This window comes from Nocardia sp. NPDC003979 (assembly GCF_053605015.1).
The window spans coordinates 203,166-227,712 of the sequence record NZ_JBSGIJ010000009.1 but is presented as its reverse complement, the minus strand read 5'-3'; the positions used below and the strand labels follow the sequence as shown (position 1 = coordinate 227,712).

Annotated in this window: 22 protein-coding genes, 1 pseudogene and 1 riboswitch; of the genes and pseudogenes, 12 read left to right on the top strand and 11 right to left on the bottom strand. The window is 67.3% G+C overall.

Annotation, left to right across the window (positions count from 1 at the left end; translation table 11 throughout):
- Positions 1-22: 22 nt before the first annotated feature.
- The 4 genes and pseudogenes from ACWEVR_RS20615 (at position 23) to ACWEVR_RS20600 (ending at position 7,933) form a co-directional block, all read left to right on the top strand.
- Positions 23-847, top strand: a complete 825-nt coding sequence (locus ACWEVR_RS20615; RefSeq protein ID WP_452468265.1) for a helix-turn-helix domain-containing protein — start codon at positions 23-25, stop codon at positions 845-847.
- Positions 848-990: 143 nt separating this feature from the next.
- The gene (locus ACWEVR_RS20610) at positions 991-1,932 is read left to right on the top strand and encodes a methionyl-tRNA formyltransferase (protein WP_452468264.1); all 942 of its coding nucleotides are present in this window, start codon (positions 991-993) and stop codon (positions 1,930-1,932) included.
- Between the two features lie 75 nt (positions 1,933-2,007).
- Positions 2,008-2,589 (top strand): annotated as a pseudogene (locus ACWEVR_RS20605) (condensation domain-containing protein); the annotation flags it as partial.
- Positions 2,590-2,707: 118 nt separating this feature from the next.
- Positions 2,708-7,933: an amino acid adenylation domain-containing protein gene (locus ACWEVR_RS20600; RefSeq protein WP_452468263.1), complete on the top strand. Its 5,226-nt coding sequence runs from the start codon at positions 2,708-2,710 to the stop codon at positions 7,931-7,933.
- Positions 7,934-7,939: 6 nt separating this feature from the next.
- On the opposite strand, the gene ACWEVR_RS20595 is transcribed toward ACWEVR_RS20600, so the two are convergent.
- Together ACWEVR_RS20595 and ACWEVR_RS20590 are read right to left on the bottom strand one after the other, a co-directional pair.
- The gene (locus ACWEVR_RS20595) at positions 7,940-8,851 is read right to left on the bottom strand and encodes an RNA polymerase sigma-70 factor (RefSeq protein WP_452468262.1); all 912 of its coding nucleotides are present in this window, start codon (positions 8,849-8,851) and stop codon (positions 7,940-7,942) included.
- 24 nt (positions 8,852-8,875) lie between these two features.
- Positions 8,876-9,022, bottom strand: coding sequence for a hypothetical protein (locus ACWEVR_RS20590; RefSeq protein ID WP_452468261.1), 147 nt, complete (start codon positions 9,020-9,022; stop codon positions 8,876-8,878).
- A 139-nt stretch (positions 9,023-9,161) separates the two neighbouring features.
- Between ACWEVR_RS20590 and ACWEVR_RS20585 the strand changes: the two genes are divergently transcribed.
- Positions 9,162-9,554, top strand: a complete 393-nt coding sequence (locus tag ACWEVR_RS20585) for a DoxX family protein (protein ID WP_452468260.1) — start codon at positions 9,162-9,164, stop codon at positions 9,552-9,554.
- A 105-nt stretch (positions 9,555-9,659) separates the two neighbouring features.
- Entirely contained in the window at positions 9,660-10,262 is a 603-nt protein-coding gene (locus ACWEVR_RS20580) for a TetR/AcrR family transcriptional regulator (RefSeq protein ID WP_452468259.1), read from the top strand.
- Positions 10,263-10,278: 16 nt separating this feature from the next.
- Here the strand turns inward: ACWEVR_RS20580 and ACWEVR_RS20575 are convergent, their stop codons facing one another.
- Together ACWEVR_RS20575 and ACWEVR_RS20570 are read right to left on the bottom strand one after the other, a co-directional pair.
- Complete coding sequence (locus tag ACWEVR_RS20575) at positions 10,279-11,352, bottom strand: sensor histidine kinase (RefSeq protein ID WP_452468258.1); 1,074 nt, start codon at positions 11,350-11,352, stop codon at positions 10,279-10,281.
- Positions 11,345-12,019, bottom strand: coding sequence for a response regulator transcription factor (locus tag ACWEVR_RS20570; protein ID WP_067640160.1), 675 nt, complete (start codon positions 12,017-12,019; stop codon positions 11,345-11,347). The genes ACWEVR_RS20575 and ACWEVR_RS20570 overlap by 8 nt, the downstream gene beginning before the upstream one ends.
- Positions 12,020-12,173: 154 nt before the next feature.
- On the opposite strand from ACWEVR_RS20570, the gene ACWEVR_RS20565 reads away from it, so the two are divergent.
- Positions 12,174-12,686, top strand: coding sequence for a M15 family metallopeptidase (locus ACWEVR_RS20565; protein ID WP_452468257.1), 513 nt, complete (start codon positions 12,174-12,176; stop codon positions 12,684-12,686).
- Complete coding sequence (locus tag ACWEVR_RS20560) at positions 12,683-13,963, top strand: DoxX family protein (RefSeq protein ID WP_452468256.1); 1,281 nt, start codon at positions 12,683-12,685, stop codon at positions 13,961-13,963. The genes ACWEVR_RS20565 and ACWEVR_RS20560 overlap by 4 nt, the downstream gene beginning before the upstream one ends.
- A 68-nt stretch (positions 13,964-14,031) precedes the next feature.
- On the opposite strand, the gene ACWEVR_RS20555 is transcribed toward ACWEVR_RS20560, so the two are convergent.
- Positions 14,032-14,346, bottom strand: coding sequence for an SMR family transporter (locus ACWEVR_RS20555; protein WP_439266423.1), 315 nt, complete (start codon positions 14,344-14,346; stop codon positions 14,032-14,034).
- A gap of 10 nt (positions 14,347-14,356) precedes the next feature.
- A riboswitch (guanidine-III (ykkC-III) riboswitch) is annotated at positions 14,357-14,423 on the bottom strand.
- Between the two features lie 90 nt (positions 14,424-14,513).
- Between ACWEVR_RS20555 and ACWEVR_RS20550 the strand changes: the two genes are divergently transcribed.
- Positions 14,514-15,401: a M48 family metalloprotease gene (locus ACWEVR_RS20550; protein WP_452468255.1), complete on the top strand. Its 888-nt coding sequence runs from the start codon at positions 14,514-14,516 to the stop codon at positions 15,399-15,401.
- A gap of 36 nt (positions 15,402-15,437) precedes the next feature.
- On the opposite strand, the gene ACWEVR_RS20545 is transcribed toward ACWEVR_RS20550, so the two are convergent.
- The 3 genes from ACWEVR_RS20545 to ACWEVR_RS20535 all read right to left on the bottom strand — a co-directional run bounded on the left by ACWEVR_RS20545 (position 15,438) and on the right by ACWEVR_RS20535 (position 18,059).
- Positions 15,438-15,959 (bottom strand): VOC family protein, encoded by a 522-nt coding sequence (locus ACWEVR_RS20545; protein ID WP_452468254.1) that lies wholly within the window; start codon positions 15,957-15,959, stop codon positions 15,438-15,440.
- A gap of 17 nt (positions 15,960-15,976) precedes the next feature.
- Positions 15,977-17,311: an MFS transporter gene (locus tag ACWEVR_RS20540; RefSeq protein WP_452468309.1), complete on the bottom strand. Its 1,335-nt coding sequence runs from the start codon at positions 17,309-17,311 to the stop codon at positions 15,977-15,979.
- A 160-nt stretch (positions 17,312-17,471) separates the two neighbouring features.
- Positions 17,472-18,059 (bottom strand): TetR/AcrR family transcriptional regulator, encoded by a 588-nt coding sequence (locus ACWEVR_RS20535; RefSeq protein ID WP_452468253.1) that lies wholly within the window; start codon positions 18,057-18,059, stop codon positions 17,472-17,474.
- Between the two features lie 62 nt (positions 18,060-18,121).
- On the opposite strand from ACWEVR_RS20535, the gene ACWEVR_RS20530 reads away from it, so the two are divergent.
- Entirely contained in the window at positions 18,122-19,045 is a 924-nt protein-coding gene (locus ACWEVR_RS20530) for an oxidoreductase (RefSeq protein ID WP_452468252.1), read from the top strand.
- Positions 19,046-19,129: 84 nt separating this feature from the next.
- Here ACWEVR_RS20530 and ACWEVR_RS20525 read toward each other — a convergent pair whose 3' ends face one another.
- A complete protein-coding gene (locus ACWEVR_RS20525; RefSeq protein WP_452468251.1) occupies positions 19,130-20,323 on the bottom strand; it encodes an FAD-dependent monooxygenase in 1,194 nt (397 codons plus the stop codon).
- Positions 20,324-20,351: 28 nt separating this feature from the next.
- Entirely contained in the window at positions 20,352-21,827 is a 1,476-nt protein-coding gene (locus ACWEVR_RS20520; protein ID WP_452468250.1) for an MFS transporter, read from the bottom strand.
- Between the two features lie 261 nt (positions 21,828-22,088).
- Here ACWEVR_RS20520 and ACWEVR_RS20515 point away from each other — a divergent pair, with 261 nt between their 5' ends.
- Together ACWEVR_RS20515 and ACWEVR_RS20510 are read left to right on the top strand one after the other, a co-directional pair.
- On the top strand, positions 22,089-23,315 hold the full coding sequence (locus ACWEVR_RS20515; RefSeq protein WP_452468249.1) for a sensor histidine kinase: 1,227 nt from the start codon (positions 22,089-22,091) through the stop codon (positions 23,313-23,315).
- On the top strand, positions 23,312-23,998 hold the full coding sequence (locus ACWEVR_RS20510; protein WP_452468248.1) for a response regulator transcription factor: 687 nt from the start codon (positions 23,312-23,314) through the stop codon (positions 23,996-23,998). The genes ACWEVR_RS20515 and ACWEVR_RS20510 overlap by 4 nt, the downstream gene beginning before the upstream one ends.
- Before the next feature lie 22 nt (positions 23,999-24,020).
- Here ACWEVR_RS20510 and ACWEVR_RS20505 read toward each other — a convergent pair whose 3' ends face one another.
- Positions 24,021-24,542, bottom strand: coding sequence for an SgcJ/EcaC family oxidoreductase (locus ACWEVR_RS20505; RefSeq protein ID WP_452468247.1), 522 nt, complete (start codon positions 24,540-24,542; stop codon positions 24,021-24,023).
- Between the last annotated feature and the right edge of the window lie 5 nt (positions 24,543-24,547).

Here is a 24,547-nt window from a genome sequence, read left to right as displayed (position 1 = left end):
TCACTCCGGATAGCCTGAAGGCGTGGACGCAGCGAGCCGATGGGACTGGAGTCGGGTCGATGTCGCTGTGCCGGGCCGAGTGCCCAGGCCGGGAATCCAGATGGCGGGATTCCGGTACCACGGGGATGCCGCCGTGGAAATCACCATGATCCCGCATCCTTCGATCACACTCCTGCTCGACCTCAGCGAACACGGAGTCGTGTACGACGTTCTCGGGTGCCAAGTCGTCGGGAACGCGATCATCGGTCTCCACGCAGGCCCGCTACGCATCACCAGCACAGGAGTCGGTGACGTCCTGCAGATCCGCATGCCCCCCGTCGTCGCCGCGGTGGTTCTCCAAGACACCGACATCATCGGCGGCACTGTGACACCGCTGCCGGACCTGTGGGGCAACGAAACCACCGGCTTGACCGAGCGACTCCGTGCAACGCCGTCGTGGCACGAGCGGTTCACCATCGTGGCCGCATTCCTGCGAAGCCGGGTGCGTCGCGGATCCGGTGTAGCACCCGAGATCACGTATGCCTGGGACCGGACCGTCCGCAGCCGAGGCCGGATCCGCATCGAGACCCTTGCCGCGGAGACCGGCTGGACCCGCCAGCGACTATGGTCCCGCTTCCGGTCCAGTATCGGAATCTCACCCAAGCACGCGTCCGACCTGGTCCGCTTCGACCATGCCGCCCATCTCCTGGCGACAGGGCGCTCGCCCGCGGACGCCGCCGCCGAGGCAGGCTATGTCGACCAATCGCATTTTCATCGTCGCACCAAGGCGATCACCGACATGACCCCCGCGGTGGTCGCGAAGGCTCCGTGGCTCGCGATCGACGAAGTGGCCTGGCCGACAATCTGATTCCTGCCTCCACCTGCGAGCGACGCGGCCCCGTCCGTCGTGGGCAGCGTCGAGGAGCACCGGGTCGGCGCAGCGGCCGCACACACGAGCATATTGACATCTATGTAAGGTAAGCCTACACATATACGAAAGTAGGCAGTTCCATGCGCATCGTGTCGTTCGGTTTCCAAACCTGGGGTCGTAAGACCCTGCAGGCCCTGATCGACTCGGAGCACGAGGTGGTCCTTGCGGTCACCCACCCGGCCGCGGAATCCGCCTACAAGGCGATCTGGAACGACTCGGTCGAGGAACTGGCCACCGAACACGGCATTCCGGTGCACCTCACCGAACGCGCCGACGCCGAGACCATCGATCTCGTCAAGCGTGCCCGACCCGACGTGATCGTGGTCAACAGCTGGTACACCTGGATGCCCGCGGAGCTGTACGACATGCCGCCCCACGGCACCCTGAACCTGCACGATTCGCTGCTACCGAAATTCACCGGGTTCTCACCGGTGCTGTGGGCGCTGATCAGCGGCGCGGAGGAATTCGGCCTGACGGTGCATCGCATGGACGAGCAACTCGACACCGGCGATATCCTGGTCCAGAAGCGCCTGCCGATCCCGCCCGGCGCCACCGGCACCGAACTCGTCCTGGCCGGCATGGAATTGATTCCGGCGGCGGTGCACGAGGCGCTCGCGGCGCTCGAGAACGGCACCGCGGTGTGGACACCGCAGAACAAGGCCGAGCGCACCTACTTCCACAAGCGGTCCGATCGTGACAGCCGGATCGACTGGTCCCTCGACGCGACCGAATCGGAACGGTTCGTGCGGGCGCTGTCCGCACCGTATCCGCGCGCCTACTCCTACTACCGCGGTGAGCGCGTCGAGATTCTCGACGCGGTCGTCTCCGAGGCACGTTACGGCGGCACCGCGGGCAGGGTGATCGTTCAGGAAGGTGGCGGCGCGGTCGTGTGTGGAGCCGAACCGCACCGCGGTGGCAACCACGCGTTGGTGATCAAACGTGTCCGCAGCGCGACGGGCACCGAGTACGACGGTGCCGAATTCTTCGCTCGCGGTGGGTATCTCACCGACTTTCCCGCCTGAGTTCCCGGTTCCGCAGCGCCCGTCCGACGGCATGGGCGCGGACTTCCCACCTTCGCTCCCAGCTTCCGAGGCACCATGATCCCCCACCGCTCGACCCCTGCTGTCCGCCCGCTCACCGCGGCACAACGAGAGGTGTGGTTCGCTCAGCAATTGCTCGGGCCGGTGCCGCTCGCGGTCGGCCAGTATGTCGACCTGCGCGGACCGCTCGATGTGGCGGCATATCGCCGCGCGGTGCACTCGGCCGCGCGTGATCTGGGTGCCTATGTGCGGTTCACCCTCGTCGAGGGGCAGCCGGGACAGGTGCACGACGATGGCATCGACGACCACATCGCCCTCGTCGACTGCAGTGGAGAGGCCGACCCGGAGGCCGCAGCCCACGCGTGGATGCGGGCCGATCAGTGTGCGCCGTTCGATCTGATCGCCGACCCACCCATCGTGACCACGGTCCTGCGCCTCAGCTCGGAGCATCACCTGCTCTACACCCGCGCGCATCACCTGGCGCTCGACGGCTTCGGCGCCGTCCGCATGCAGCATTTGCTGAGCACCTGTTACACCGCCCTGCTGGAGGGGCACGAATTACCTTCGGCCGCAGTCGATTCGACAGCGGTTCTGGCCGCTGCGGAGCAGAGTTACCTGGGCTCGCGACGGTATGAGATCGACCGCGAATACTGGCGCGAGCAGCTCGCCGTTCTGCCCGCCCCGGTCACTCTCGCGACGCGACCCGGTGCTCCCGACCCGCTCCCGATCCACGCCCGCGCCGAGCTGCCGCCATCACTTGGTCGAGCGACTGCGCACGCGCGCCGGCTTCCCCGGCATCGCGCCCGTGCTGACAGCGGCATTCGCCGCGTTCCTCGGCAGGCTGACCGACGCCGAGTCGGTGGCGCTGAGCCTGCCGGTCGCCGCGCGCACGACCGCCGCGATGCGCGAATGCGGTGCCATGACTTCGAATATCGTCCCGCTGCGCTGCTCGGGCGCCACCGTGGGCACCGCCATCGTCTGCGCGCGTGCCGAACTGAGCGGGGCACTACGTCATCAGCGCTATCGCGGTGCCGACATGATCCGCGACAGTGGTCGCCGAGCCGAGTCGCTGAACTTCGGACCGGCCGTCAACATCATGAACTTCCACACCGAGTTGATGCTCGGCCCGGCGCGCGGCGTCATCGAGCTGCTGTCCACCGGGCCGGTCGAAGACCTCGCGCTCAATGTGTATCCGCTGACCGGTTCCGGGTTGCGGGTCGAGTTCGAAGCCAACCGCCATCGATACACCGAGGCCGAGGTCACCGCGCACCTGGAGCGATTCGTCGGCTTCCTGACAGAGTTCGCGACCGCCGCCGACGATGTCGCGATCGACCGGTTGCCGGTCCTCACCGGCGCCGAGGCGGGCCTGCTCGTCCCCTGGTGCGGGCCGACGGCTGGTCCACCGGCCACGCTGGGCGAGCTGATCGCCGCCGCCGTCGCGGAGAACCCGGACGGCATCGCCGTCGTCTACGGTGAGAAGCGTTGGACCTACCGGGAATTCGACGAGTGGACCGACCGCCTCGCCGGCGCGCTGCAGGCGGCGGGTGCCGGCCCCGAGACCTTGGTCGCGATGGTCATGGAACGCTCCGCCGCCTCGGTCGGAGCTGTCTGGGCGATCACCAAGACCGGGGCGGGCTTCGTACCGATCGACGCGGGATACCCGGCCGAGCGCATCGCGCACATCCTCGACGACTGCGGTGCCGTCCTCGGCGTCACCGGTGTCGAGCACCCGGCGGATCTGCCCGGATCGGTCCACTGGACCATCGTCGACCCCGATGCGACCCCGGACGCGGAACTGCTGCCGGTCGCCGCGCGGCCCGAGCACCCCGCCTACCTCATCTATACCTCCGGTTCCACCGGTGCCCCCAAGGGCGTGCTGGTGACCCACGGCGGTCTCGCGAACCTGGCGGCGGAGCGGCGCGACCGGTACGCGTTGCGGCCCGGAGCCCGGACCCTGCACCACGCCTCCCCCGGTTTCGACATGGCGGTCGGCGAGATCCTGTGCGGGCTGGCCGGTTTCGCGACACTGGTGGTGGCCCCGCGCTACGTGATGGCCGGACCGGATCTGGCCGAGCTCATGCGTCGCGAGCGGGTGACCAACGCCATCATCACCCCGGCGGTGCTGGCGACCCTCGATCCCGAGACCCTGCCGGAACTGCGTGTCCTCGGTGTCGGCGGGGAGGCGATCCGCGCCGACCTGGTTTCGGCCTGGTCGCGAAACCGGTTGATGCGCAACGGATACGGCCCTACCGAGGCGACCGACATCGCGACCATCGCGGAACTGACACCGGATCGATCGGTGACGATCGGCGCGCCGCTGCGCGGATTCCACGCACTGGTGCTCGACGCCCGGCTGCGCCCGGTGCCACCCGGTGTCATCGGCGAGCTCTACCTCGGCGGCCCGGCCCTGGCGCGCGGCTACCACGGTCGGCACTCGTTGACAGCGGCCCGATTCGTCGCCGATCCGTTCGGGCCGCCCGGCGGGCGGGTGTACCGCACCGGTGACCTGGTCACGCTCACCACCGGCGCCGAGCCCGAACTGATCTACCACGGCCGCAGCGACTTCCAGATCAAGGTGCGCGGGCACCGCATCGAGCCGGGCGAGATCGAGACCACTCTCACCGGCCTACCCGGGGTCGGCCGGGCCGCCGTCACTGCCCATCAGGACTCGAGGGGTACCCATCTGGTGGCTTACCTGGTGCCGGACGGCCCACTCGATGTGGAGCAGGTGCGGCTCCTCATCGCCGAGCAACTGCCCGCGTACCTACGTCCGAGCGCCTACCTCGTGCTCGACACGCTGCCGTTGACTCCGAACGGCAAACTCGACACCCGTCGCCTGCCCGCGCCGGTGTTCGGTCACCACGGTTCCCGGCCTGTCGCGACAGATTCGGAGCGGAAGGTGGCAGCGGCCTTCAGCGAGGTTCTCGCGATCGAAGTGGCCGGGGCCGAGAGCGACTTCTTCGAACTGGGTGGGACCTCGCTCACCGCCACCGCGCTCGCGGGACGGCTCGGCCTCGACGTCCGCACCGTCTTCGACGCACCGACCGTCGCGGGGTTGGCACTGCGACTCGACGACGCCGAAGACCCGGACGCACCGGCGCCGCTGACCCGGCCCGAGCACCTGTCGCCTGCCCCGGCGCAGCTGCGGATGTGGCTGCTCAATCAGCTGTACCCGGAGTCGTCGGCCTATCATCTGCCGATCGCGTTGCGGCTCAGGGGATCTCTCGATCTGGCGGCGCTCGACGCCGCGGTACGAGATGTGGTCGACCGGCACGAGGTGCTGCGCACGGTGTACCCCGGCAGCAGCGCCGGGCCGCGCGTCCGCATCCTCACCGTCGACGAGGCCCTCGGCCGGGCACCGCTGACCGCGCGCACCCTCGACCGGGACGATCTGAACGCCGAACTCGCGGAGACGGTCACCGTGCCCTTCGACGTCACCACCGACGCGCCGATCCGATTGGCATTGTGGAATATCGGCACCGACGACCACGTGCTCGCGCTGGTGGCACATCACATCGCCGCCGACGGCTGGTCGCACGGTCCGCTCGTGGCCGATCTGTCCGCGGCGTACACCGCGCGTGCCGCCCGACGGCAACCGCGGTGGGAACCGTTGCCGCTGCAGTACGCCGACTACACACTGTGGCAGCATCGGCGACTCGGCGATCGGCACGATCCGCGGTCCCGCGCCGCCGGTCAGCTCGCGCACTGGGTGCGTGCGCTGGACGGGGCGTCCGACCGGCCGCCGCTACCGACCGATCGAGTCCGCGCCCCCGGCATCGGCAGGCCGGGTGGGGCCGGTGCGGTGGTCGAGTTCGAGATCGACGCCGATGTCGCGACAGCGCTTGCCGAACTGGCCCGACGACACAACGCGACTCCCTTCATGGCCGGGTACGCGGCGTTCACCGTGCTGCTCGGTGACCTGGCCGGAAGCGCGGATGTGACGATCGGGACCCCGGTCGCGGGTCGCGCACACCCCGCCCTCGACCGCTTGGTCGGCATGTTCGTGAACACCCTGCCGTTGCGCCTGACTCTCGATCCGCAGGAACACTTCACCGCGTTGGTGGTGCGCGCGAGGGAAGTCTCGCTCGCCGCGCTGGGCAATGCCGAGGTCCCCTTCGACCACATCGTCGAAGCGGTGAATCCGCCACGTGACAACACCAGGCACCCGCTGTTCGACGCCGTGTTCTCCTACGAGAACCTGCCCGCACCGCCCTCGCTCGACCTCGGCGGCCTGACCATATCCGTTGTCGACTTCCCTTGGGAAACAACACATTTCGACCTGAGTCTCACGCTGCGTGAAGACCCGGGCACCGGTGGTCTGACGGGCAACCTGCGCTATGCCACCGACCTCTACGAGGAAGCGACGGTCACCGCGTTCGCGGCACGGTTCCGCGATATCCTGACGACCGTCGCCACGCATCCCGACGTGACCCTCGCGCAGCTGTCCGGCACGACCGGGCTCGGCATGCCCGAACGCCCGGAAGTCGACCCCGCGTCCGACGCGCCTGCCCACAGCGGTGAGCCGGCGACCGTGCGCGAGCTCGCGGTGGCGCGGGTGTTCGCCGATGTGCTGGAACGAGATTCGGTCGAGATCGACGACAGCTTCTTCGATCTCGGTGGCACCTCGCTGCTCGTCTTCACGCTCCGATCGGAGCTGCGGACCCGGCTCGGCATCGACGCCGACCCGCGCCTGCTGTTCGAAGCGCCGACGCCGCGTGCGGTGACGGCGGCGGTGACAGCGGAATCCGGCGCGGCGGCGGCCGGACAGTGGACCGACATGCTGATCGCCGACGCCCAGCTCGATCCAAACATCACGGTGCCCGCAGCCTTCCCGCCGCCGCCGACCTCGGCCGACGATGTGCTCCTGACCGGCGCCACCGGTTTCGTCGGCATCCACCTGTTGCGCGAGCTGCTCGACCGCACCCCGTCCCGCGTCTGGTGCCTGGTCCGCGCCGACGACACCGACGACGCGCGCCTCCGTCTCGAAACAACCCTGCGGCGCTACGGACTGGAGACCGACGGACTCGCCGACCGCGTCGTGCCGGTGCCCGGCGACCTCGCCGCACCGCGGTTCGGGCTCGCCCCTGACACGTGGACCGAGCTGGCCGCGCGTATCGAGGTGATCTACCACAACGGTGCCCGCGTGAATCACCTGGAATCCTATGCCGCCCTGCGCCCGGCGAACGTCGCCGGAACCGTCGAGATCCTGCGACTGGCTGTCGATACCAGGGTGAAGGCCCTCCATTTCGTGTCGACCGTGTCGGCGGCCGTCGGTGTCGGCCACACCGGAGTCGTCACCGAGCACACGGCGATCACCGCCGACCAGGTACCGCGCAATGGGTATCTGGCCACCAAATGGGTGGCCGAGCAGTTGGTCCTCGCGGCAGCCGAACGCGGGTTGCCGGTCGCCGTGCACCGGCCCGGCCTGGTCGCCGGATCGATCAGCAGCGGCGCGAACAGCGCTGACGACGCGTTCTGGACACTGATCCGATCGGCCGCCCATCTCGGGGTCGCGCCCGACATCGAGTCCGCCGAGGTCACGTTGGCCCCGGTCGACTACGTGGCACGCGCCTTGGTCACGCTCGCCACCGGACGGCAGCCCGCCACCGAGATCTACCATTTGGTCAACAGTGCGCCGACCAATGTCGGCGACATCCTCAATACCCTGCGCCGCACCGGATTTCCCATCGACATCGTGCCGGTGGCCGATGCCGCCGAACGCTTGGCCGGACGGATCGCACAGCATGCCGACCTGATGCGCGCGGCACTCGTGGCCGACAACTACCTCAACGGTGGCGGCGACGCCCTGATCGTCGACGACACCGGCACTCGCGCGGTCCTGGCGCGATCCGGTGTTCGTTGCCCGGACATCGACGGGGCTGTCCTACAGCGTTATGTCGACGGTTTCATCACCGAGGGCCTGCTACCGACCCCGGTCGAAGCGGTGTCGCGAACCCGGCCGGCTGGTCGACGATCGTCGTGAGCCGGGTCAGCGCAGGGTCAAGGGGGTCTCCGATTCGATCCTGGTCAGCTTGTGTGGGTTGCGGACGAAGTAGAGGCCGGTGATCCGGTCATTGTCGACCCGGAACGCCATGACTCCATCGATCTCGCCGTCCAATCGGAAGACCAGGGCCGGGCTGCCGTTGAGCAGAGTGGGATCGATGACGATCGAGGCCTCGGTCCTGCCGATTCCGCCGAGGATGTAGCGGACCACGTTCTCCGCGCCTGCGACGGGCCGCAGTGCCGCGCGCTTGACCCCACCGCCGTCGCTGACGAGGACGACCTCGGGGGCGAGGACGTCCAGCAGGGCTTGGGGGTCACCGGAGGTGAGGGCACGGCGAAACGACTCGAGTGCGGCCCGGGTTTCGTCGGCCGAGACCGTCATTCGGGGGCGGCGGGCATCGACGTGTCCGCGGGCGCGGTGGGCGATCTGGCGGACGGCGGCGGGAGTCTTGCCGACGGCGGCGGCGATATCGTCGTAGTCGATCTCGAACACCTCGCGAAGCACGAATACCGCGCGTTCGGTGGGTGACAGTGTTTCGAGGATGAGCATCGTCGCCATCGACAAGCTCTCGGCGAGTTCGAGGTCGGCAGCCGCGTCCGGCGCGGTCAGCAGCGGCTCGGGCAGCCAGGGACCCACATAGGATTCTTTGCGACGGCTGATCGTGCGCAGCCGGTTGAGCGACTGCCGGGTCGTGATCCGCACCAGATAGGCCCGCTGGTCGCTCACCTGCCCCAGATCGACCTTGCTCCAGCGCAGCCACGTCTCCTGCAGCACGTCTTCGGCGTCCGCGGCCGATCCGAGCATCTCGTAGGCGACGGTGAACAGCAGATTGCGGTGCGCGACAAAGGCCGCGGTCGCGAGTTCCGGTGTCCGCCCGTCATTCGGTGGAGTGTGCACCACGTTGTCCTCTTCCTCGGTCTCTCAGGGAATCACGATGACCTTGCCGACTTCCGGGCTGCTCGGCGCCAGGCTCAGCACCACGTCGAACCGCTGACCGGTCACCGCCTCCACGACAGGGTTCTCGGTGTTCGGTTGCTCCTTCGGTTCACGGGGTTCAGCACGAGACACCGCACAACCGCGCGCTGTGACACCGCAGTGAGGCAGATCACGTCACGTCGCAGCGGTGTCACGCCACCAGAGCCGGCGGTGTCTGATGCGCGACCGCTGACGACGAGCTCGTCTCGCGCCTCATCCGAAGGAGAACTCCATGAACCTCGCACTCTGGATCATCGCCGGCCTGCTCGCCGCCCTCGCTTTGCTCGGCGGGGTCACCAAGACATTCATGCCCAAGGACAAACTCGATGAACTCGGCAGGAAGTCCGGCGGCGGATGGACCGAACACGCAGGCAGCGGGTTCGTCAGGACCCTGGGAGTCCTGGAGATCCTCGCAGCGGCCGGACTGATCCTGCCCGCCGTGCTCGATATCGCACCGGTGATGGTGCCTGTCACCGCCGCATGCTGGGTGCTGTTGATGATCGGCGCGATGATCACCCATGCCCGCTACGCGCAATACAAATACGTCGTCCTGAATTTCGTCTATCTCGCCGCGGCCGCATTCGTAGCCTGGGGTCGCTTCGGCCCCGAATCCTTCACCGGCTGAGACGCGCGGCGGCCGACCCGAGCACAGTCTCGGGTCGGCGGGCGACCTGGCCGTACTCCTTGACAACCGAACCGTCTCGTCTCGGTTGATTGATAAGGTGCCCCCATGACCGACGCCAAGGGAAGTTCGCGGCGCAGCGAGCGATCGCGCCAAGCCATCCTCGCGGCCACCCGCGCATTGATCTCCGAGGTTGGCTACACGAAAGTCTCCATCGAGGCCATCGCGGCACGCGCCGGGGTCGGCAAGCAGACGATCTACCGGTGGTGGCCGTCCAAGGGAGCCGTCATCTTCGATTCGTTCCTCGCCCTCAGCACAACAGAGGAAGGGCCGCAGGTGGAGCTGCCCGACACCGGGGACATCGAGGCCGACCTGAAGGTGGTCATGCGGGCCACGGCCGCAAAGTTCGCTGACCCGGACTTCGAACGTCCGATCCGTGCTCTCGAGGTCGAGATCGTCAACGACCCCGAGCTCGCTGCCCAGTTCCGCGAGAAGCTCGCGCGTCCGGTGGACGAAGCGAAGAAGGCCCGCTTGCGCAGCGCACAGCGGGCAGGCCAACTCGACCCCGGCGCTGATCTCGACCTGGTCCTGGAGGTGCTCTACGCCCCGCTGTTCCAGCGGTGGCTACACAGGTCCGGGCCGCTCACCGCCGAATACGCCGATTCCCTCGTCGACGTCACGCTGCGCGCATTTCGGTCTCCCTCATCATGACCGACCTCCCGCAGATCTAACGAGCCGGCAGGTGCACCGACACGCACAACCCACCGCCCGGACGCGGGGTGAGAGTAAGAGTGCCCGCGTGGGCTCGGGTGATGCTGTCGACGATGGCCAGTCCAAGGCCTACGCCGGAATCGTGGGTGCGAATGCGTTCGGACCCACGCTGGAACGGTTCGACGAGTGTGGAAACCGTTCGCGGAGTGAGGTTTTCGCCCGTGTTCTCGACGGTGAGGACCACCGAATCGGGCAGGCGGCGGGTGGTTGTCCACGCGGTGCCGCCGGGCAGGTTGTGGACTACCGCGTTGTGGACGAGGTTCGTCGTCAGCTGCAGGAGCAGGGCGTGCGAGCCGACGGTGGGGGTCGGCTCGCCTACGGTTTCGAGGGTGACGCCGTGCTTTTCGGCGAAAGGGATCAGCGTCTCGGTGGCTTCTTCGGCGAGCAGGGACAGGTCGACGGGCTCGGGGGTGAACGACCGCTGGTCGGCTCGACTGAGCACGAGCAAGGCTTCGGTGAGATCGATGGCCCGGCTGTTGACGGTCTGGAGGCGTTCGATCAGGTCACCTGGGTCGGCGGGGGGATCGTCACGGGCCACCTCGAGCATGGTTCGGGTGATCGCCAAAGGGGTGCGTAGTTCGTGGGATGCGTTGGCGGCGAACCGCTGGTTCTCGGTGACGTGGGCTTCCAACCGGGCGAGCATGGCGTCGAAAGTGTCGGCCAGTTCACGGAATTCGTCGGCGGTGCCTGCGAGCCGGATGCGGTGCGACAGGGAGCCGTTGGCGGCCAGCCGGGCAGCGGCGGTGATCCGGGTCAGCGGGGCGAGCATTCGTCCGGCCAGGAACCAGCCGCCGACCAGGCCGAAGACCATCAGGAAGAGCAGTACGGCGGCCATGAACGGCGCGAACGAGCGGAGCAGCAGCCGCCGGTTGATCCAGAAGTTGCCGGTGGCGTCGATCCAACCGGTAGGCAGGTAGTACAGATAGAACACCAGAACGGCGACGAGTAACAAGGTGCCCGCGAGCATGACGAAACCGGCGTAACTGAGGGTGAGCTTGAGGCGGACACTCAGCCCGGGTGCCCTATCCACCGTCACCTCCTGTACTGATGCGGTAGCCGACGCCGGGAACGGTCGCGATGATCCATGGTTCGCCGAGACGTTTGCGCAGCGCCGAGACGGTGATGCGGACGGCATTGGTGAACGGGTCCGCGTTCTCGTCCCAGGCGCGTTCCAGGAGCTCCTCCGCGCTCACCACACCGCCGTCGGCCGCGACGAGCACCTCGAGCACCGCGAACTGTTTGCGCGTCAGCGCGACGTAGCGGCCGTCGCGGTAGACCTCGCGACGGAACGGGTCAAGACGCAACCCGGCGATCTCGCGGACCGGTGGCCGGCTGTGGGCGCGCCTGCGGTCGAGGGCGCGCAGGCGCAGGACCAGTTCGCGCAGGTCGAACGGTTTGGTGAGGTAGTCGTCGGCGCCGAGCTCGAAACCGGTCGCCTTGTCGTCGAGTCTGTCGGCGGCGGTGAGCATCAGGATCGGCAGCCCACTGCCCGCGGCGACGATGTGTTCGGCGATCTCGTCGCCGGAGGGACCGGGGATGTCACGGTCGAGGACGGCGATGTCGTAGGTGTTGATGTCGAGCAGCATCAGTGCCGTGTCGCCGTCGCCCGCGATGTCGGCGGCGATGGCTTCCAGGCGCAGGCCGTCGCGGATTGCTTCGGCCAGATAGGGTTCGTCCTCGACGATCAGTACACGCATCGCTCTCGATTCTTCCACCGGGAACATATCGTCGGCGTATCGAAAATCGCATACGTGCGTGCAACGCCGCATTGTCTTGACTGACTGCATGAATCAGAGAAATATCCGGGGAATTCTAGCGACTGCTGTTGCCGCTCTTACCGCAGCAGGCGCTGTGGCGTTCTTTGTCCACCAATCGCCGGACCGGTTCTCCTCCGTCGCGTTGTCGATCGATATTCCCCGTGGCGACCCCGGTTCGCCCGGTGCGGGGGTCTTCGACGACCAGTCGCCTTCGGTAGCCAATCTGGACCCCGCATTGCTCGATGCGCTCCGTCGGGCCGCCGTCGACGCGGGTAGCGAGGGGGTGGAATTCGTGGTCACCAGTGGCTGGCGGTCCGCGGAACACCAGACACGGCTGCTGCACGAGGCGGTCGGCAAGTACGGGTCCGAGGCCGAGGCCGCCCGCTGGGTGGCTACCGCGGAAACCTCCGCGCACGTGTCGGGTGACGCGGTCGACATCGGGCACAGTGCGGCGACGGCGTGGTTGTCCGCCCACGGCGCCGCCTATGGGCTGTGCCAGATCTACGACAACGAACCCTGGCATTACGAACTGCGCCGCGACGCGGTGGAAAACGGCTGCCCGGTACGGTTTGCCGATCCCACCGAGGACCCGAGGATGCAGCGGTGACCATTCCCCGGCCCGCCACGCTCGTCGCGTTTCGGTTCTGCGTGGTCTATTTCGTTCTGTTCTGCGTGCTGAACACCTATATTCCGTTCGCGTTGCTCGGCATCCTCGGGCGCTGGGCGCGCCGTTATGTGAGCCCGTGGGACATGTCGCTGACCGACCCCGTCACCGGGTGGGTGGGCCGGACGTTCTTCGGTGTCGACGCGGTGCAGCACAAGGATTCCGGTGCCGGTGATCAGGCGGCGGTGTGGGTACTGGTGCTGTGTCTGCTGGTCCTCGCGGTGGTCGTCGCCGCGGTGTGGACGGCATTCGATCGCCGCACGGCATACCCCCGGCTCACCGCCTGGTTCTTCCTGTTCCTGCGGTTGTGCCTCGGTGCGCAGATGGTGGGGTTCGGGTTCGCGAAGCTGATCCCGACCCAGATGCCCGGGCCGTCGTTAGCACAGCTGCTGCAACCGTACGGCGATCTGAGTCCGGCCTCGGTGCTGTGGTTGCAGGTGGGCAGTTCCCCCGCATACGAGATGTCGCTAGGTGCTGTGGAAGTCGTGGCGGGCCTGCTGCTGTTCTTCTCCCGAACGACGGTGCTCGGTGCACTGTTGTGCTTGCTCAGTACGGCGCAAATCCTCCTGCTGAACATGACGTTCGACATCCCGGAGAAGTTGCTCGCCGCGCACTTGATGTTGATCAGCCTGGTCCTGCTCGCGCCCTACCTGCGACGGCTCGTCGATGTGTTCGTACACCAGCGGGGTTGCGCGCCGCTGTCACTACCGTCGCTCTTCGCCGAAGAACGGAACAACCGCATCGCGAAAGGGGTCGTTGCGGGTCTGGGACTCTGGGTCGCACTGGCCAGCGGGTACGACCGCTGGGTGGTGTGGCAGGAACAGCACGGGGCAGGTAGCCCCAAATCCGAGCTGTACGGGATCTGGGACGTGCGGGAATTCACCGTCGACGGACAGGTCGCACCGCCGCTCACCACCGACGGAACCCGTTGGCAGCGACTGATTTTCGAACATCCAGGATCGGCCACCATTCAACGGATGGATGGTGAATTCGTTCCGGTAGAAGCCGAACTCTCCCCCGGCGGGCAGCTCGAACTCGCCCGACCGACAGGACCACTCGCGACTGTGTCCACCCAGAGACCCACCCCCGACCTTCTGATACTGCGCGGGGAACTGCACGACCGCCCACTCGTCGTCACCTTGGAACGCCTGGACCTCGACAGCTTCACCTTGCGCAGTCGCGGATTCCACTGGGTGCAGAACTATCCGTACTTCCGCTAGCTGACGTGTCCATTCAGAACCGTCCCCAGCCGAGCAGTAACGAACGCCCCGGACGGACGTCGTCTGATTCAGTGGGCGAGTTTGAGCCCGACGACGCCCGTCACGATCATCGTGAGAAACAGGAGCTTGAATATCGTCACCGGCTCTTCACCGGTGGCCATGGCGAAGGCGACGGTGAGGACCGCGCCGATACCCACCCAGACCGCGTATGCGGTACCTACCGGAAGTTCGCGCATCGCGATCGCCAATCCGGCCATACTCGCCAGCAGAGCGACGAAGAACAGCACCGACGGCACGAGCCGGGTGAAGCCTTCGGATTTGCCCAGGGCGGTCGCCCACACAGCTTCCAGGAATCCCGACACGACAAGCAGAATCCACGACATCGCAGCCCTCCTCGGGCCGTCTTGTCGCACTCCGGGTACGGCACCCCTCGTCCGGAAGCCCGATCACCGGGCTCACTTCCACCATGGCACGCCGGCTATCGGCCGGCAAGCGATGGTGGTTCGTCTCACCAGCAAAGATGTCGGTGGGTAGCCGTAAACTTCGGCAGGTGGGGAGGATTCGGGAAACGGCCGGTGGACTCGCATTGACGCTGCCGAGCGTGGCGCTCAACGGTGTCCTGGTCTACGTCGTGATCGTCGGCTTCGGCCGGTGGGCGGCGATCATCATGCTCGTGTTGTGGACCGGGTTCGGCTGCGGCATGGCCAGCGCACTGTGGTTCCATCCGAATCGGGGCCGAGCGGCGGCGGCCTATGGATTCCGCAAGCCCGTCGGATCGGAGCCCGATATTCTCGCGACCGCTTGGGCCGAGGTCACCCGGAAGGCGGGGGTGGACGGCTGGCCGTACTCGCTGTGGGTGCAGCAGTCGGCCACGTTCAACGCGTTCGCCGCGCCCGCGCGCATGGTCGCGGTGACGAGCTGGGCGATCGAATCGCTTCGCCCACGGCAGCTGGCCGCAGTGCTCGCCCACGAACTCAGCCACCATCTCTTGCTCGATCCACGTGTGCGACTGCTCGACGCCTGGTTCTCGGTCCCCGCCCGCGTGATCAGGGGTATCGGCGCGGTCCCGGCCCGCGCGGCACGTGGTCCCGGCACTCTCCGATGTCTCGCGCGAGCGGCGATCGCGACGGCACTCCTGGCGGCCGTGGCATTCTTTCTCACACCACGAACCGGCGAGCCCGCCGTCGCGGTGCTGATCGCACTACTCGTCCTGGAACCCCTGACCGCTGCGGCGCGCGCACGGCGCGGAGAGTTCGCCGCCGACCGAATGGCTGTTCACCTCGGGTACGGCCGCGAACTCCACGGCGCGCTCCGCAGGTGGCTGCCGCACGAGACAGCTCACACATCCGCACTGCTCGCGGCCCGCGCCCGATGGCTCGACACACATCCGCCGATCAGGCAACGGCTGCAAGTGATTCGACGAACCGCCGCGAACTGATCGCTTCGACCGCCGGGGCGCATCGACTGGAGGCATTCACCGCCGTGCCGCGATGCGTGCCCATACCCGCGGGTCGGTACGGAGACCGCCCGGTGTGTCGGCGCCGTACCGCGCGATCTGGGCGTCGAGGTCCAAGGGCGCGGTCAACGAGGTTCCGGGTGCGAGGGCGTCCTCGACGTGTTCGTCGGGCACCAGCCAGCACACCTCGAACTCGATGCCGTCGGGGTCGCGCGCGTAGAGCGCTTTGGTCGACCCGTGGTCGCTCGCCCCGGTCAGTGCGTTCGCCGCGAGCAGGCGCTCGCGGATATCGGCGAGCTCGCGCAAGGTGTCGACCTCCCAGGCGACGTGGTAGAGCCCGACCGATCCCGGCGGTCCCGCCGCGGGCCGCCTGGCCTGGAACAGCCCGAGATCGTGATCGTTGGCCGAGCCGGGGTGGCGCAGGAAGGCGCCGCCCGGGAATCCCTCGGCAAGTCGCTCGAAGCCGAGGACGTTTTCGTAGAAGGCGATGCTGCGCTCCAGCTCCGCGACGAACAAGACGATGTGGTTGATTCCCCGCATAGCGATGACCTCCTGGCCTACGACTGTGGGCGGTCGTCGGCGTCGACACGCAGATCCCGGCCCGTCACCTCCACCGTAGCGACCAGGGCCGCCAGGCTCAGGGCTGCGGTGACAACGATGATCCCGCTCAGCGCGACGCTCGACCCGTCGAAGGCGACAAGCAGGCTGCTCGCGATCAGCGGGGTGAAGCCCGCGCCGACGAGCGCCGCGGTCTGATAGGCGATGGACACACCGGTGTATCGCACACCGGTGGGGAACATTTCCGACAGCATCGGGGTCAGCGGCGCGTACATCAGGTTCTGCAGCAGCTGCGCGAACATCAGCGCGCCCGTCATGATCCACCACGAATCGCTGTTGATCAGGCTGTACAGGGGGAAGGCGTAGACGACGGCCCCGATCGCGCCCGTCATCATCGTTCGCCGCCTGCCCAACCGATCCGACAGGGCCGCGCTCGCGGGAATGGCGACGATCGAGACGACGACCACCAGCAGCAGCGATCGCATCACCTCGCCGACCGCGTAGCCGATGCCGGTCGCGTAGGCGATGATGTGCGAACTGGTCAGGGCGGTCAGCGCGAACGGTGCGAGACCGGCGAACACGGCGGGGACGAGCAGGCGTGGGCGACGCAGCACCTGCGCCGCGGGAATCGAGTCACGCGGTGGCGCGGCGGCGGCGAAAACCGGGCTCTCGGCGACCCGCAGCCGCACATACATCCCGAGCACGAGCAGGGCCGCGCTCAGCAGGAACGGCACCCGCCACCCCCAGGTCGAGAACTGTGGTTCGGGAAGCTGGGTCACCGCGGCGACCGCCCCGGTCGACAGCAGGAAACCGAGGGGCGTTCCCAGCTGCATGATTCCAGCCCATCGACCGCGATTGCGCGCGTCGGCATGCTCGACGACCATCAGCGCGGCGCCACCCCATTCCCCGCCGACGGCCACCCCTTGCACCACGCGCAGCAGCACCAGCAGGATCGGCGCCGCGACGCCGATGGTGTGATAGGTCGGCAGCAGGCCGATCGCCGCGCTGGCGATACCCATCATCAGCATGGTGATCAGCAACATCGACTTGCGGCCCACGCGATCGCCGAAATGGCCGAAGATCACGCCGCCGAGCGGACGTGCGACATACCCGGCGGCGAGGGTGCCGAACGAGGCGATGGTGCTCAACGCGGGATTCGAGCCGGGGAAGAACAGCGGCCCGAACACCACCGCGGCCATAGTCCCGTACAGCAAGAAGTCGTAGTACTCGATCGTCGTACCGAGCAGGCTCGACAAGGCCGCACGGCGGCGAGCTCTCGCGTCGGTCGGGATAAACGCTTGCGGCGCAGACGGACTCGCCTTCTCGGGTGGCAGCGTGGGCACCGAGGCTCCTTCGGTTCGGCCGCGAGATCCTCGTTCGATATCGCGGTCACCGCGACGTTTCCAGCGCGACCCGACGACCGGCAATACCGCCGACCACTGAGCGGAATCTTCAGTGACCCCGGCACCGCAAAGCCATTGCGCGCCTTCCGCGTTATCGCTCGTCGCGCCCCTGCGGGAATTGCGCGACAGCCTCATCGATCAGCCCGCCGAGCTGGTCGGCGGTGATCATGCCGCAGTTCACGAGCCCGGCCAGCCCCTGCAAGGTGGCGAGGAAGATCAGTGCGGTCCGCTGCGGGCTCGTGCCCGGCGGCTCGTCGGCCAGACCCTGCTCGAACACCAGCAACATCGGCGCGAAGGCGGCCTCCGCGGCCGTGCTCACGGCCTCGCCACCTTCGCCGTGTTTGTGGGCGAACATCAGCTCGGCCAGGTTCGCCTCGGATGTCACGAAGTCGAGGTAGGCCCGGGCGAGCGAGCGAATCCGGGCGCGGTAGTCGGGCGCGGCATCGACCGCGTCCCGCAGTCGCCCTCCGAGCAAGGCGAACCCTTCGACGGCCAGTGCGTCGTGAAGCTGCCGACGGTCAGGGAAGTGCCGGCGCACAGCGGCGTGCGAAACACCGACGGCGGCGGCCAGCTCACGCAGCGACAACTCCGAGGCTCCTCGGTCACGCACCACCGGCGTGGCTTGTTCCAGGACGGCCTGGCGCAGGTTGCCGTGATGGTAGGGGCGGTCGGGCGTCATTCGGGCAGCCTATCAAGAATGTTTCCGTTGACTAGATTGTTTCCAGTGGATACATTGGCTCCATGCTCACTCTTGCCTCTCGTTCTCGGATTCCGGATCAGACCGGCCGCACCGTCATCGTCACCGGCGCCACCAGCGGGATCGGCCGTGCCGCGGCAACTGTCCTTGCCGCCAAGGGCGCACGGCTCATACTCGCTGTCCGCGACCAGGAAAAGGGCCGTGCCGTCGCCGCCGAAATGAGCGGCACGGTGGAAGTTCGTCCGCTCGACTTCAGCTCACTGGCGTCGGTCCGGCATTTCGCAGACGGCATCGACAGCACCGTGGACGTGCTCGTCAACAACGCCGGAACCATGACCGATTCGCTACAGCACACCGCCGACGGTTTCGAGCTCCAGTTCGGGGTGAACCACCTGGCGCCCTTCGCGTTGACGAACCTGTTGCTCGACCGGATCACCGACCGCGTCGTGTCCACCTCGTCGACCGCCTACCGCTCCGCGCAGCTCGATTTCGACGACCTGCAGTGGGCGCAACGCCCCTACAAGCCGTTCGGCGCCTACGGTGCGTCGAAGTTGTCGGTCCTGCTGTTCACCGCCGAACTACAACGCCGCCTGAGCGCGGTCGGCTCGTCGGTCATCGCGACCACCGCGCATCCCGGCTGGGCCTCCACCGGCTTCCGGATCACCAGCGGTAACCGGCTCATCGACGCCCTGTCGGCCATCTTCACACCCATGCTCGCCCAAGGACCCGACGCCGGTGCGCTTCCCACACTGCTGGCGGCCGTCGGCGACATCCCCGGTGGCAGCTTCGTCGGTCCGAGCCGCTTCGGCGGTGTTCGCGGTCCGGCAACGGTGGGCGAGATATCCCCCGTGGCCGAGGATCCGGACTCCGCCGCGCGGCTCTGGCGCGCCTCCGAACAGCTCACCGGCACGCGCTTTTCCTTCACCTCCACGTCGCCGGCCCCGACCACAGACGTCTCTGGAGCATGACCATGCCGGCGAACCAGTACGTCGACGACTGAGAAGTGTTGCGGCTGGACAACTTCGAGCCCCGTCGGCCGCAGACATCGGTGGTCACGAGGCCATCCGTCTGATCTCAGGCAGCGTCAGAGCTGTGTGGGCCGGTCGACCGGTGGCCGGGGCCGACGTGGTCAGGTCGCGAAGTCGATGGTTGCGGGCTTGCAGTGCTTCGGCCGTGGTGGGAAAAAGTGCCGCTTCGCCGGTGGCGATCTGTGATTGGTTGAGTTCGACGAATGGGCGGCTGGCACGTTCGTAGGCGGTGAAGGCGGTGGTGTGGTCCTCGTGCGCGGCCAGGGATTCGGCGAGCATGTAGGCGCCGACGAGCGCGAGGCTCGACCCCTGCCCGGTCAGGAACGACGGTGCGTAGGCGGCATCGCCGACGAGGGCCACACGCCCAGCCGACCATTGCGGCATATGGATCTGACTCACCGTGTCGAAGAACGGATCTGGGGAACCGCACACGGCCTCGACGATGTCCGGCACCTTCCATCCGTCGTCGCCGAAGAGCGTGGATATCAGTGCACGTCGAGTCTCACTGTCCCGTAAGGCTTCGTGGGGTGGTTCGGGGTGGGCGAAGGTCAGGAGGGCGTGCACGTCGTCGTTGTTTCCCACGGCGTAGAGAGCGGCGGCTCGTCCGGGGGTGTTCCAGATGAGCGCTTCGTGTGCGAGCCCGAAGGTATTGGGCATGGTGCAGATCGCGAAGCAGTAGCCGAGGTAGCGCAGGTAGTTCTGTTCGGGGCCGAAGGCGAGAGTCCTGGTGCGTGAGTGCAATCCGTCGGCGCCGACAACAAGATCGAAACTGCGTTGGGCGCCGCTGTGGAAGGTGACGTCCACACCGTGCTCGTGTTCGGTGAGGGCGTCGACGGAATCGTCGAAGACGAACTCCACATCGTCACGGACTGCCGTGTACAGGACGTTCGTCAGCGTCTCCCTCGGGACTTCGAGGTCGTGTCCGTCGACTCCCCCGGTCACCGCCTGCGGATGAACGACAGCGGCCCGACTGCCGTCGGCCTCGAGGAAGGTGACCCGCTGTGTGTCGATATGGGCTAGCTGTAGCTGCGGCAGAATGCCCATCCGGTATGCGACCTCGACGGCGGTGCCACGCAGGTCGATCGGGTATCCGCCGCCGCGCACACCGGCGGACTTCTCGACCACCGTCACCTCGAATCCGACCTTGTGCAACCAGAACGCCAGCGCGGGACCCGCGATACTCGCGCCGGAAATCAGCACAGTTCCTCTGGATTTCATGTCGACTCCTCTGTTTTCGATGGAAGGGTCATGCGTGCGTTTCGACAGCCTGGCGCTCGAGTTCCGACGCGGGCATCCGACGCCGCGGGCGCGTGGTTCGAACAAGAAGGACGACCACGACCGCGGCGATCGCGAAGGCCGCGGTGGCGATCGCGATATAGCTGAATACGCCGGTAGCCGAGTTCACCGTCTCCCCGTCCGCGACGACAGTGGTCGATGCGAGAACGGCCGCGCCGACGAAGTCGAACACCACGGCCCCGGTCGAGACCATCACCATGACCAGGCTGGACACGACGCCCTGCCGTTGCGCCGAGGCCAAGTCGCCCGCGGTGTTGAAGCCCGACGCACCCAACGCCGCGACCGTGACCCCGAGCAGGAACGCGAAGCACAGCGCCGCGACCAACTGGGACGCACCGAGGAACATCCCGATCGTGGCAACGGTTCCGAGCATGACCGCCCCGGCCAGAGTTCGGGCAGGCCCGATGCGCGTACCCAACCAGCCGGCCAGCGGCCCGCCGAGCATGACGCCGACAGCGGGTGCCGCGAGAAGCAACGCCACCGACCCGCGACCGCCGAGTCCGTAGCCCAAGTTCTGGTCCGCCGAGACATCACTGATGAGCGGGATGAGTTGCAGCATGCTCTGGTAGGAACCGGCACCGAGGAAGACGACCAGAAGCGTGAGAAGCAGTGGCTTGCCGAGGTTTCCGACGTCGATCAGCGGATCAGCCTTCCGGCTCGAGACCGTGAACCATCCGACCGACGCCACGGCCCCGCCGAGGAGCAGGGCGAGCGGTCCGATAGCGGACCACCCGAGATCGGGACCCATGCTGATGTAGCCGAGCACTCCGAGCAGACCGCCGCCGAGCAGCAGCGCACCCGAGATGTCGAGCCGGCCCGGCGTCTTCACGAGCGATTCGGGAACCAGGAAACGCACGCATACAGCCATCGCCACCGCGACAGCGGCCGAGATGAGAAACAGGATCTGAAAGCCGAACTCCGTCGCCAGCTGCTCGACGAGGAACCGGGAAGCGACGTTGAGGATCGCGGTTCCGGTGGTCACGATGCCGACGATGATCATGGCCAGGCGTGGCGTGCAGACGGTTCGCACGATCGCGACCGACAGGAACATGGCGGCCAACGCGGCTCCCTGCAACATGCGACCGATCACGAATATCCACATTGTCGGGGCGACCGCGCAGATCAACGCGCCGACACAACTGATGAGCAAGGTCAGCACGAGGACTCGGCGTTTTCCGTATATATCGGCGCTCTTACCGAGCAACGGGGCCCACATCACCCCCGCCAGCATCGCGGTGGCATTGAGCCACGCCGCCTGGTCGGTGCCGAAATGGTCGAGCATCTCGGGCAGGACGATCAGCGGTGCGCCGATCGCCGAATCCACTACGAAGTTCACCAGGGCCAGGATCGCGACGAGGCCGAGTAGTCGCCGACTCCACCTCGTGTGAAGACCGACGTTCACACCGTCGGTTGTGTTCTGCTGCATCGACTTCGGCTCCTCACCAGACTTGATTCCCCGACTGAGCGGGACTCGCGCCGCCCGGGGACTTTCTGGTTACAACCGTTCCAGCGGAGCCCTAGGCGGGCATCGTCTCTCGTCACCGATTGCCGCTGGTGCTGTCGCACTAGACGACCGCGCACTCCTGGTGCGTAGGAACCGAGTCGTGCGCCTTGGCGGTTGCGGGACGCTCGCCACGCGTATCTTGGGCGAGGTGTTGCCGAACCAGCAGCGTCCCCCGATCCGGTGATGACCACCCGACAGGTGGCACGACGACCGGTGTGGTGGCGCGAGGCGCTCGTCCTCGCGACGGCGTTCCTGCTGTGTCTGTCCGGCGGGATCTTTCACCCCGACAACACCCTCGGATGGCCACCGATCGCCACCTATGCCGCCGCGGGTGTCTCGTGTGCGGCGCTGGTCGCGCGGCATCGGGCGCCCGTAGCCGTGGTCGCGGTCACCACCGTGTGCGGGATGCTGGTCGCACCGTTGGGCCTGCTGTCGACCCCGCTGATCGTGGTGCCCGTCGCGATCGCCGCTTACGCGCTGGCACTGCACACCGAGCTGAGGGTGACGATCGCGGTCCTGCTCCCCGCCGTCGCACTACTGGTCACGGCTACCCCGCTTCTCGACGGACTGTCCTGGCAGGACACCGGCCGGCTGCTGTCGGTGGCGGCGCTCCCGCTGATCGCCGGGGCGCTCGGCAATGCGACGCAGAGCAGGCGCGCCTACCTGGCCGCCATGGAAGAGCGGGCACTGCGCGCCGAGGAGAGCCGGGAGAGCGAAGCGCGGCGCAGCGTCGCCGAGGAACGGGTGCGCATCGCCCGCGAGCTCCACGATGTCGTCGCACACCAGATCACCCTCGCCAACGCCCAAGCTGTTGTCGCCGCGCACGTGTTCGACTCCCAGCCGGACCAGACCCGCTCGAATCTGGACAACATCATCGAGACCACGAGAAACGCCCTCGACGACCTGCGCGCCACGGTCGGACTGCTACGCCAGGCCGGGGACGCGAACACTCCCGCCGAACCGTCACCCGGCCTGGCCCAGCTCCCCCGGCTGCTCGAGTCGTTCGACCGTGCGGGGCTGCGAGTGACGACGGACAACGACGGCACGCCCGTACCGCTACCGCCGGGCGTGGATCTCACCGCCTTCCGGATCATCCAGGAGGCCCTGACCAACGTAGGCAAACACGCCGGAACCAGCCACGCTCGAATCCGCCTGTCCTGGAGCCACGACCTGCTCGGCATCACCGTCGCCGACGACGGACCCGGCTCGCGAGCAGCGAACAGGCCGAGCTTCACGGCGTCGGACCGGCCATCGGGCTGCGGGCTCATGGGTATGCGAGAACGCGCCAAGGCGGTCGGGGGTCAGCTCTTCACCGAAAACAGCCCGGCGGGTGGCTTCATCGTCTCCGCCCACTTGCCACTCACATCGGCGAACACGACCGGCGACACGGAGAACGGTGGTACCCCATGACAATTCGAGTGCTCCTCGCCGACGACCAGGCCCTGCTCCGCCAGGCGTTCCGTACGCTCCTCGACACCGCCGACGACATCAGCGTGGTCGGCGAGGCCGCCGACGGCGCACAAGCGGTGCGACTCACCCGTGAACTGCACCCCGATGTGATCGTCATGGACATCCGGATGCCCGAGACCGACGGCATCACCGCCACCACACAGATCTGCGCGGACCCGCACCTGCGCGACAGCCGGGTCCTCGTCCTCACCACCTATGAGACCGACGAATATGTCGCACAGGCACTACGCGCGGGCGCGAGCGGCTTCATCGGAAAGGGCATCGGCGCAGCGGAACTGCTCACTGCCGTGCGCACCATCGCAGACGGTGAAACCCTCCTGTCCCCCGCCGCGACGCGCACCTTGATCGCCCGTTTCCTCGCAACCCCACCCGACGACGGCGCTACGCACACCTCCGAGAAACTCGACGTACTCACTCCGCGAGAACGCGAGATGACAACGCTTGTCGCACAAGGACTGTCCAACAACGAGATTGCCGCCCAGCTGTTCGTCAGCCCGTTCACCGTCCGCGCCCACGTGCAGCATGCCATGAACAAACTGCACGCTCGCGATCGTGCACAACTCGTCGTCATCGCCCACCAGACCGGACTGGTCAACCACACCAACGACGGCGGCCTGCCGTGACCGCCGGTTGCCCGCAGCAGGGTCAGGGCTTCGACCGCGGGGCGATCCCGAGCGTGCGGGCGAACCGCGCCATGAGCTGAGACATCTTCGACGGGAACGAATTCGGTTCCGGCACAGTGACCGGGCGGACCCGACCGTTGTGAATCGCCGTTATTTTCCACCCGTTTTCGGTGCGCAGCAGCACGATGGTCTGCCGGGAGAGCCGGCGCTTCGGCAGGCGTGAGCGCCACGGCATCAGCACCGAGGCGGTGCCGTACACAATGGCCACATCCGGGGTGATGTAGCGGATGGACTCCAGTTCACCGGTCAGAGCTGATCCGGCCAGGACTCCACGGAACAGCCGGTCGTGGTTGCGCTGATGCTGTTCACGGCCGATGGCACGGGTGCCGTCGTAGGAGACGTAATCGGAGTCCTCGGTGAAGAGCGCGCCGAAGGCTTCGGCGTCATTGGCGGTCCAGGTCCGAACCCGTGGGCCGGGCCGGTGCGGCGGCGCTCCGGCGCTACGACAGCGACCAACTGCGCCTCGTTCTCGACTTTCTCGCAACGGCT

Bases quoted from the DNA above. Each gene is read 5' to 3' on its own strand.
- ACWEVR_RS20545 (WP_452468254.1), bottom strand. From the start codon at position 15,959: ATGCGGGGAATCAACCACATCGTCTTGTTCGTCGCGGAGCTGGAGCGC.
- ACWEVR_RS20525 (WP_452468251.1), bottom strand. From the start codon at position 20,323: ATGAAATCCAGAGGAACTGTGCTGATTTCCGGCGCGAGTATCGCGGGT.
- ACWEVR_RS20580 (WP_452468259.1), top strand. From the start codon at position 9,660: ATGACCGACGCCAAGGGAAGTTCGCGGCGCAGCGAGCGATCGCGCCAA.
- ACWEVR_RS20510 (WP_452468248.1), top strand. From the start codon at position 23,312: ATGACAATTCGAGTGCTCCTCGCCGACGACCAGGCCCTGCTCCGCCAG.
- ACWEVR_RS20585 (WP_452468260.1), top strand. From the start codon at position 9,162: ATGAACCTCGCACTCTGGATCATCGCCGGCCTGCTCGCCGCCCTCGCT.
- ACWEVR_RS20535 (WP_452468253.1), bottom strand. From the start codon at position 18,059: ATGACGCCCGACCGCCCCTACCATCACGGCAACCTGCGCCAGGCCGTC.
- ACWEVR_RS20520 (WP_452468250.1), bottom strand. From the start codon at position 21,827: ATGCAGCAGAACACAACCGACGGTGTGAACGTCGGTCTTCACACGAGG.
- ACWEVR_RS20610 (WP_452468264.1), top strand. From the start codon at position 991: ATGCGCATCGTGTCGTTCGGTTTCCAAACCTGGGGTCGTAAGACCCTG.
- ACWEVR_RS20530 (WP_452468252.1), top strand. From the start codon at position 18,122: ATGCTCACTCTTGCCTCTCGTTCTCGGATTCCGGATCAGACCGGCCGC.
- ACWEVR_RS20515 (WP_452468249.1), top strand. From the start codon at position 22,089: ATGACCACCCGACAGGTGGCACGACGACCGGTGTGGTGGCGCGAGGCG.
- ACWEVR_RS20555 (WP_439266423.1), bottom strand. From the start codon at position 14,346: ATGTCGTGGATTCTGCTTGTCGTGTCGGGATTCCTGGAAGCTGTGTGG.
- ACWEVR_RS20570 (WP_067640160.1), bottom strand. From the start codon at position 12,019: ATGCGTGTACTGATCGTCGAGGACGAACCCTATCTGGCCGAAGCAATC.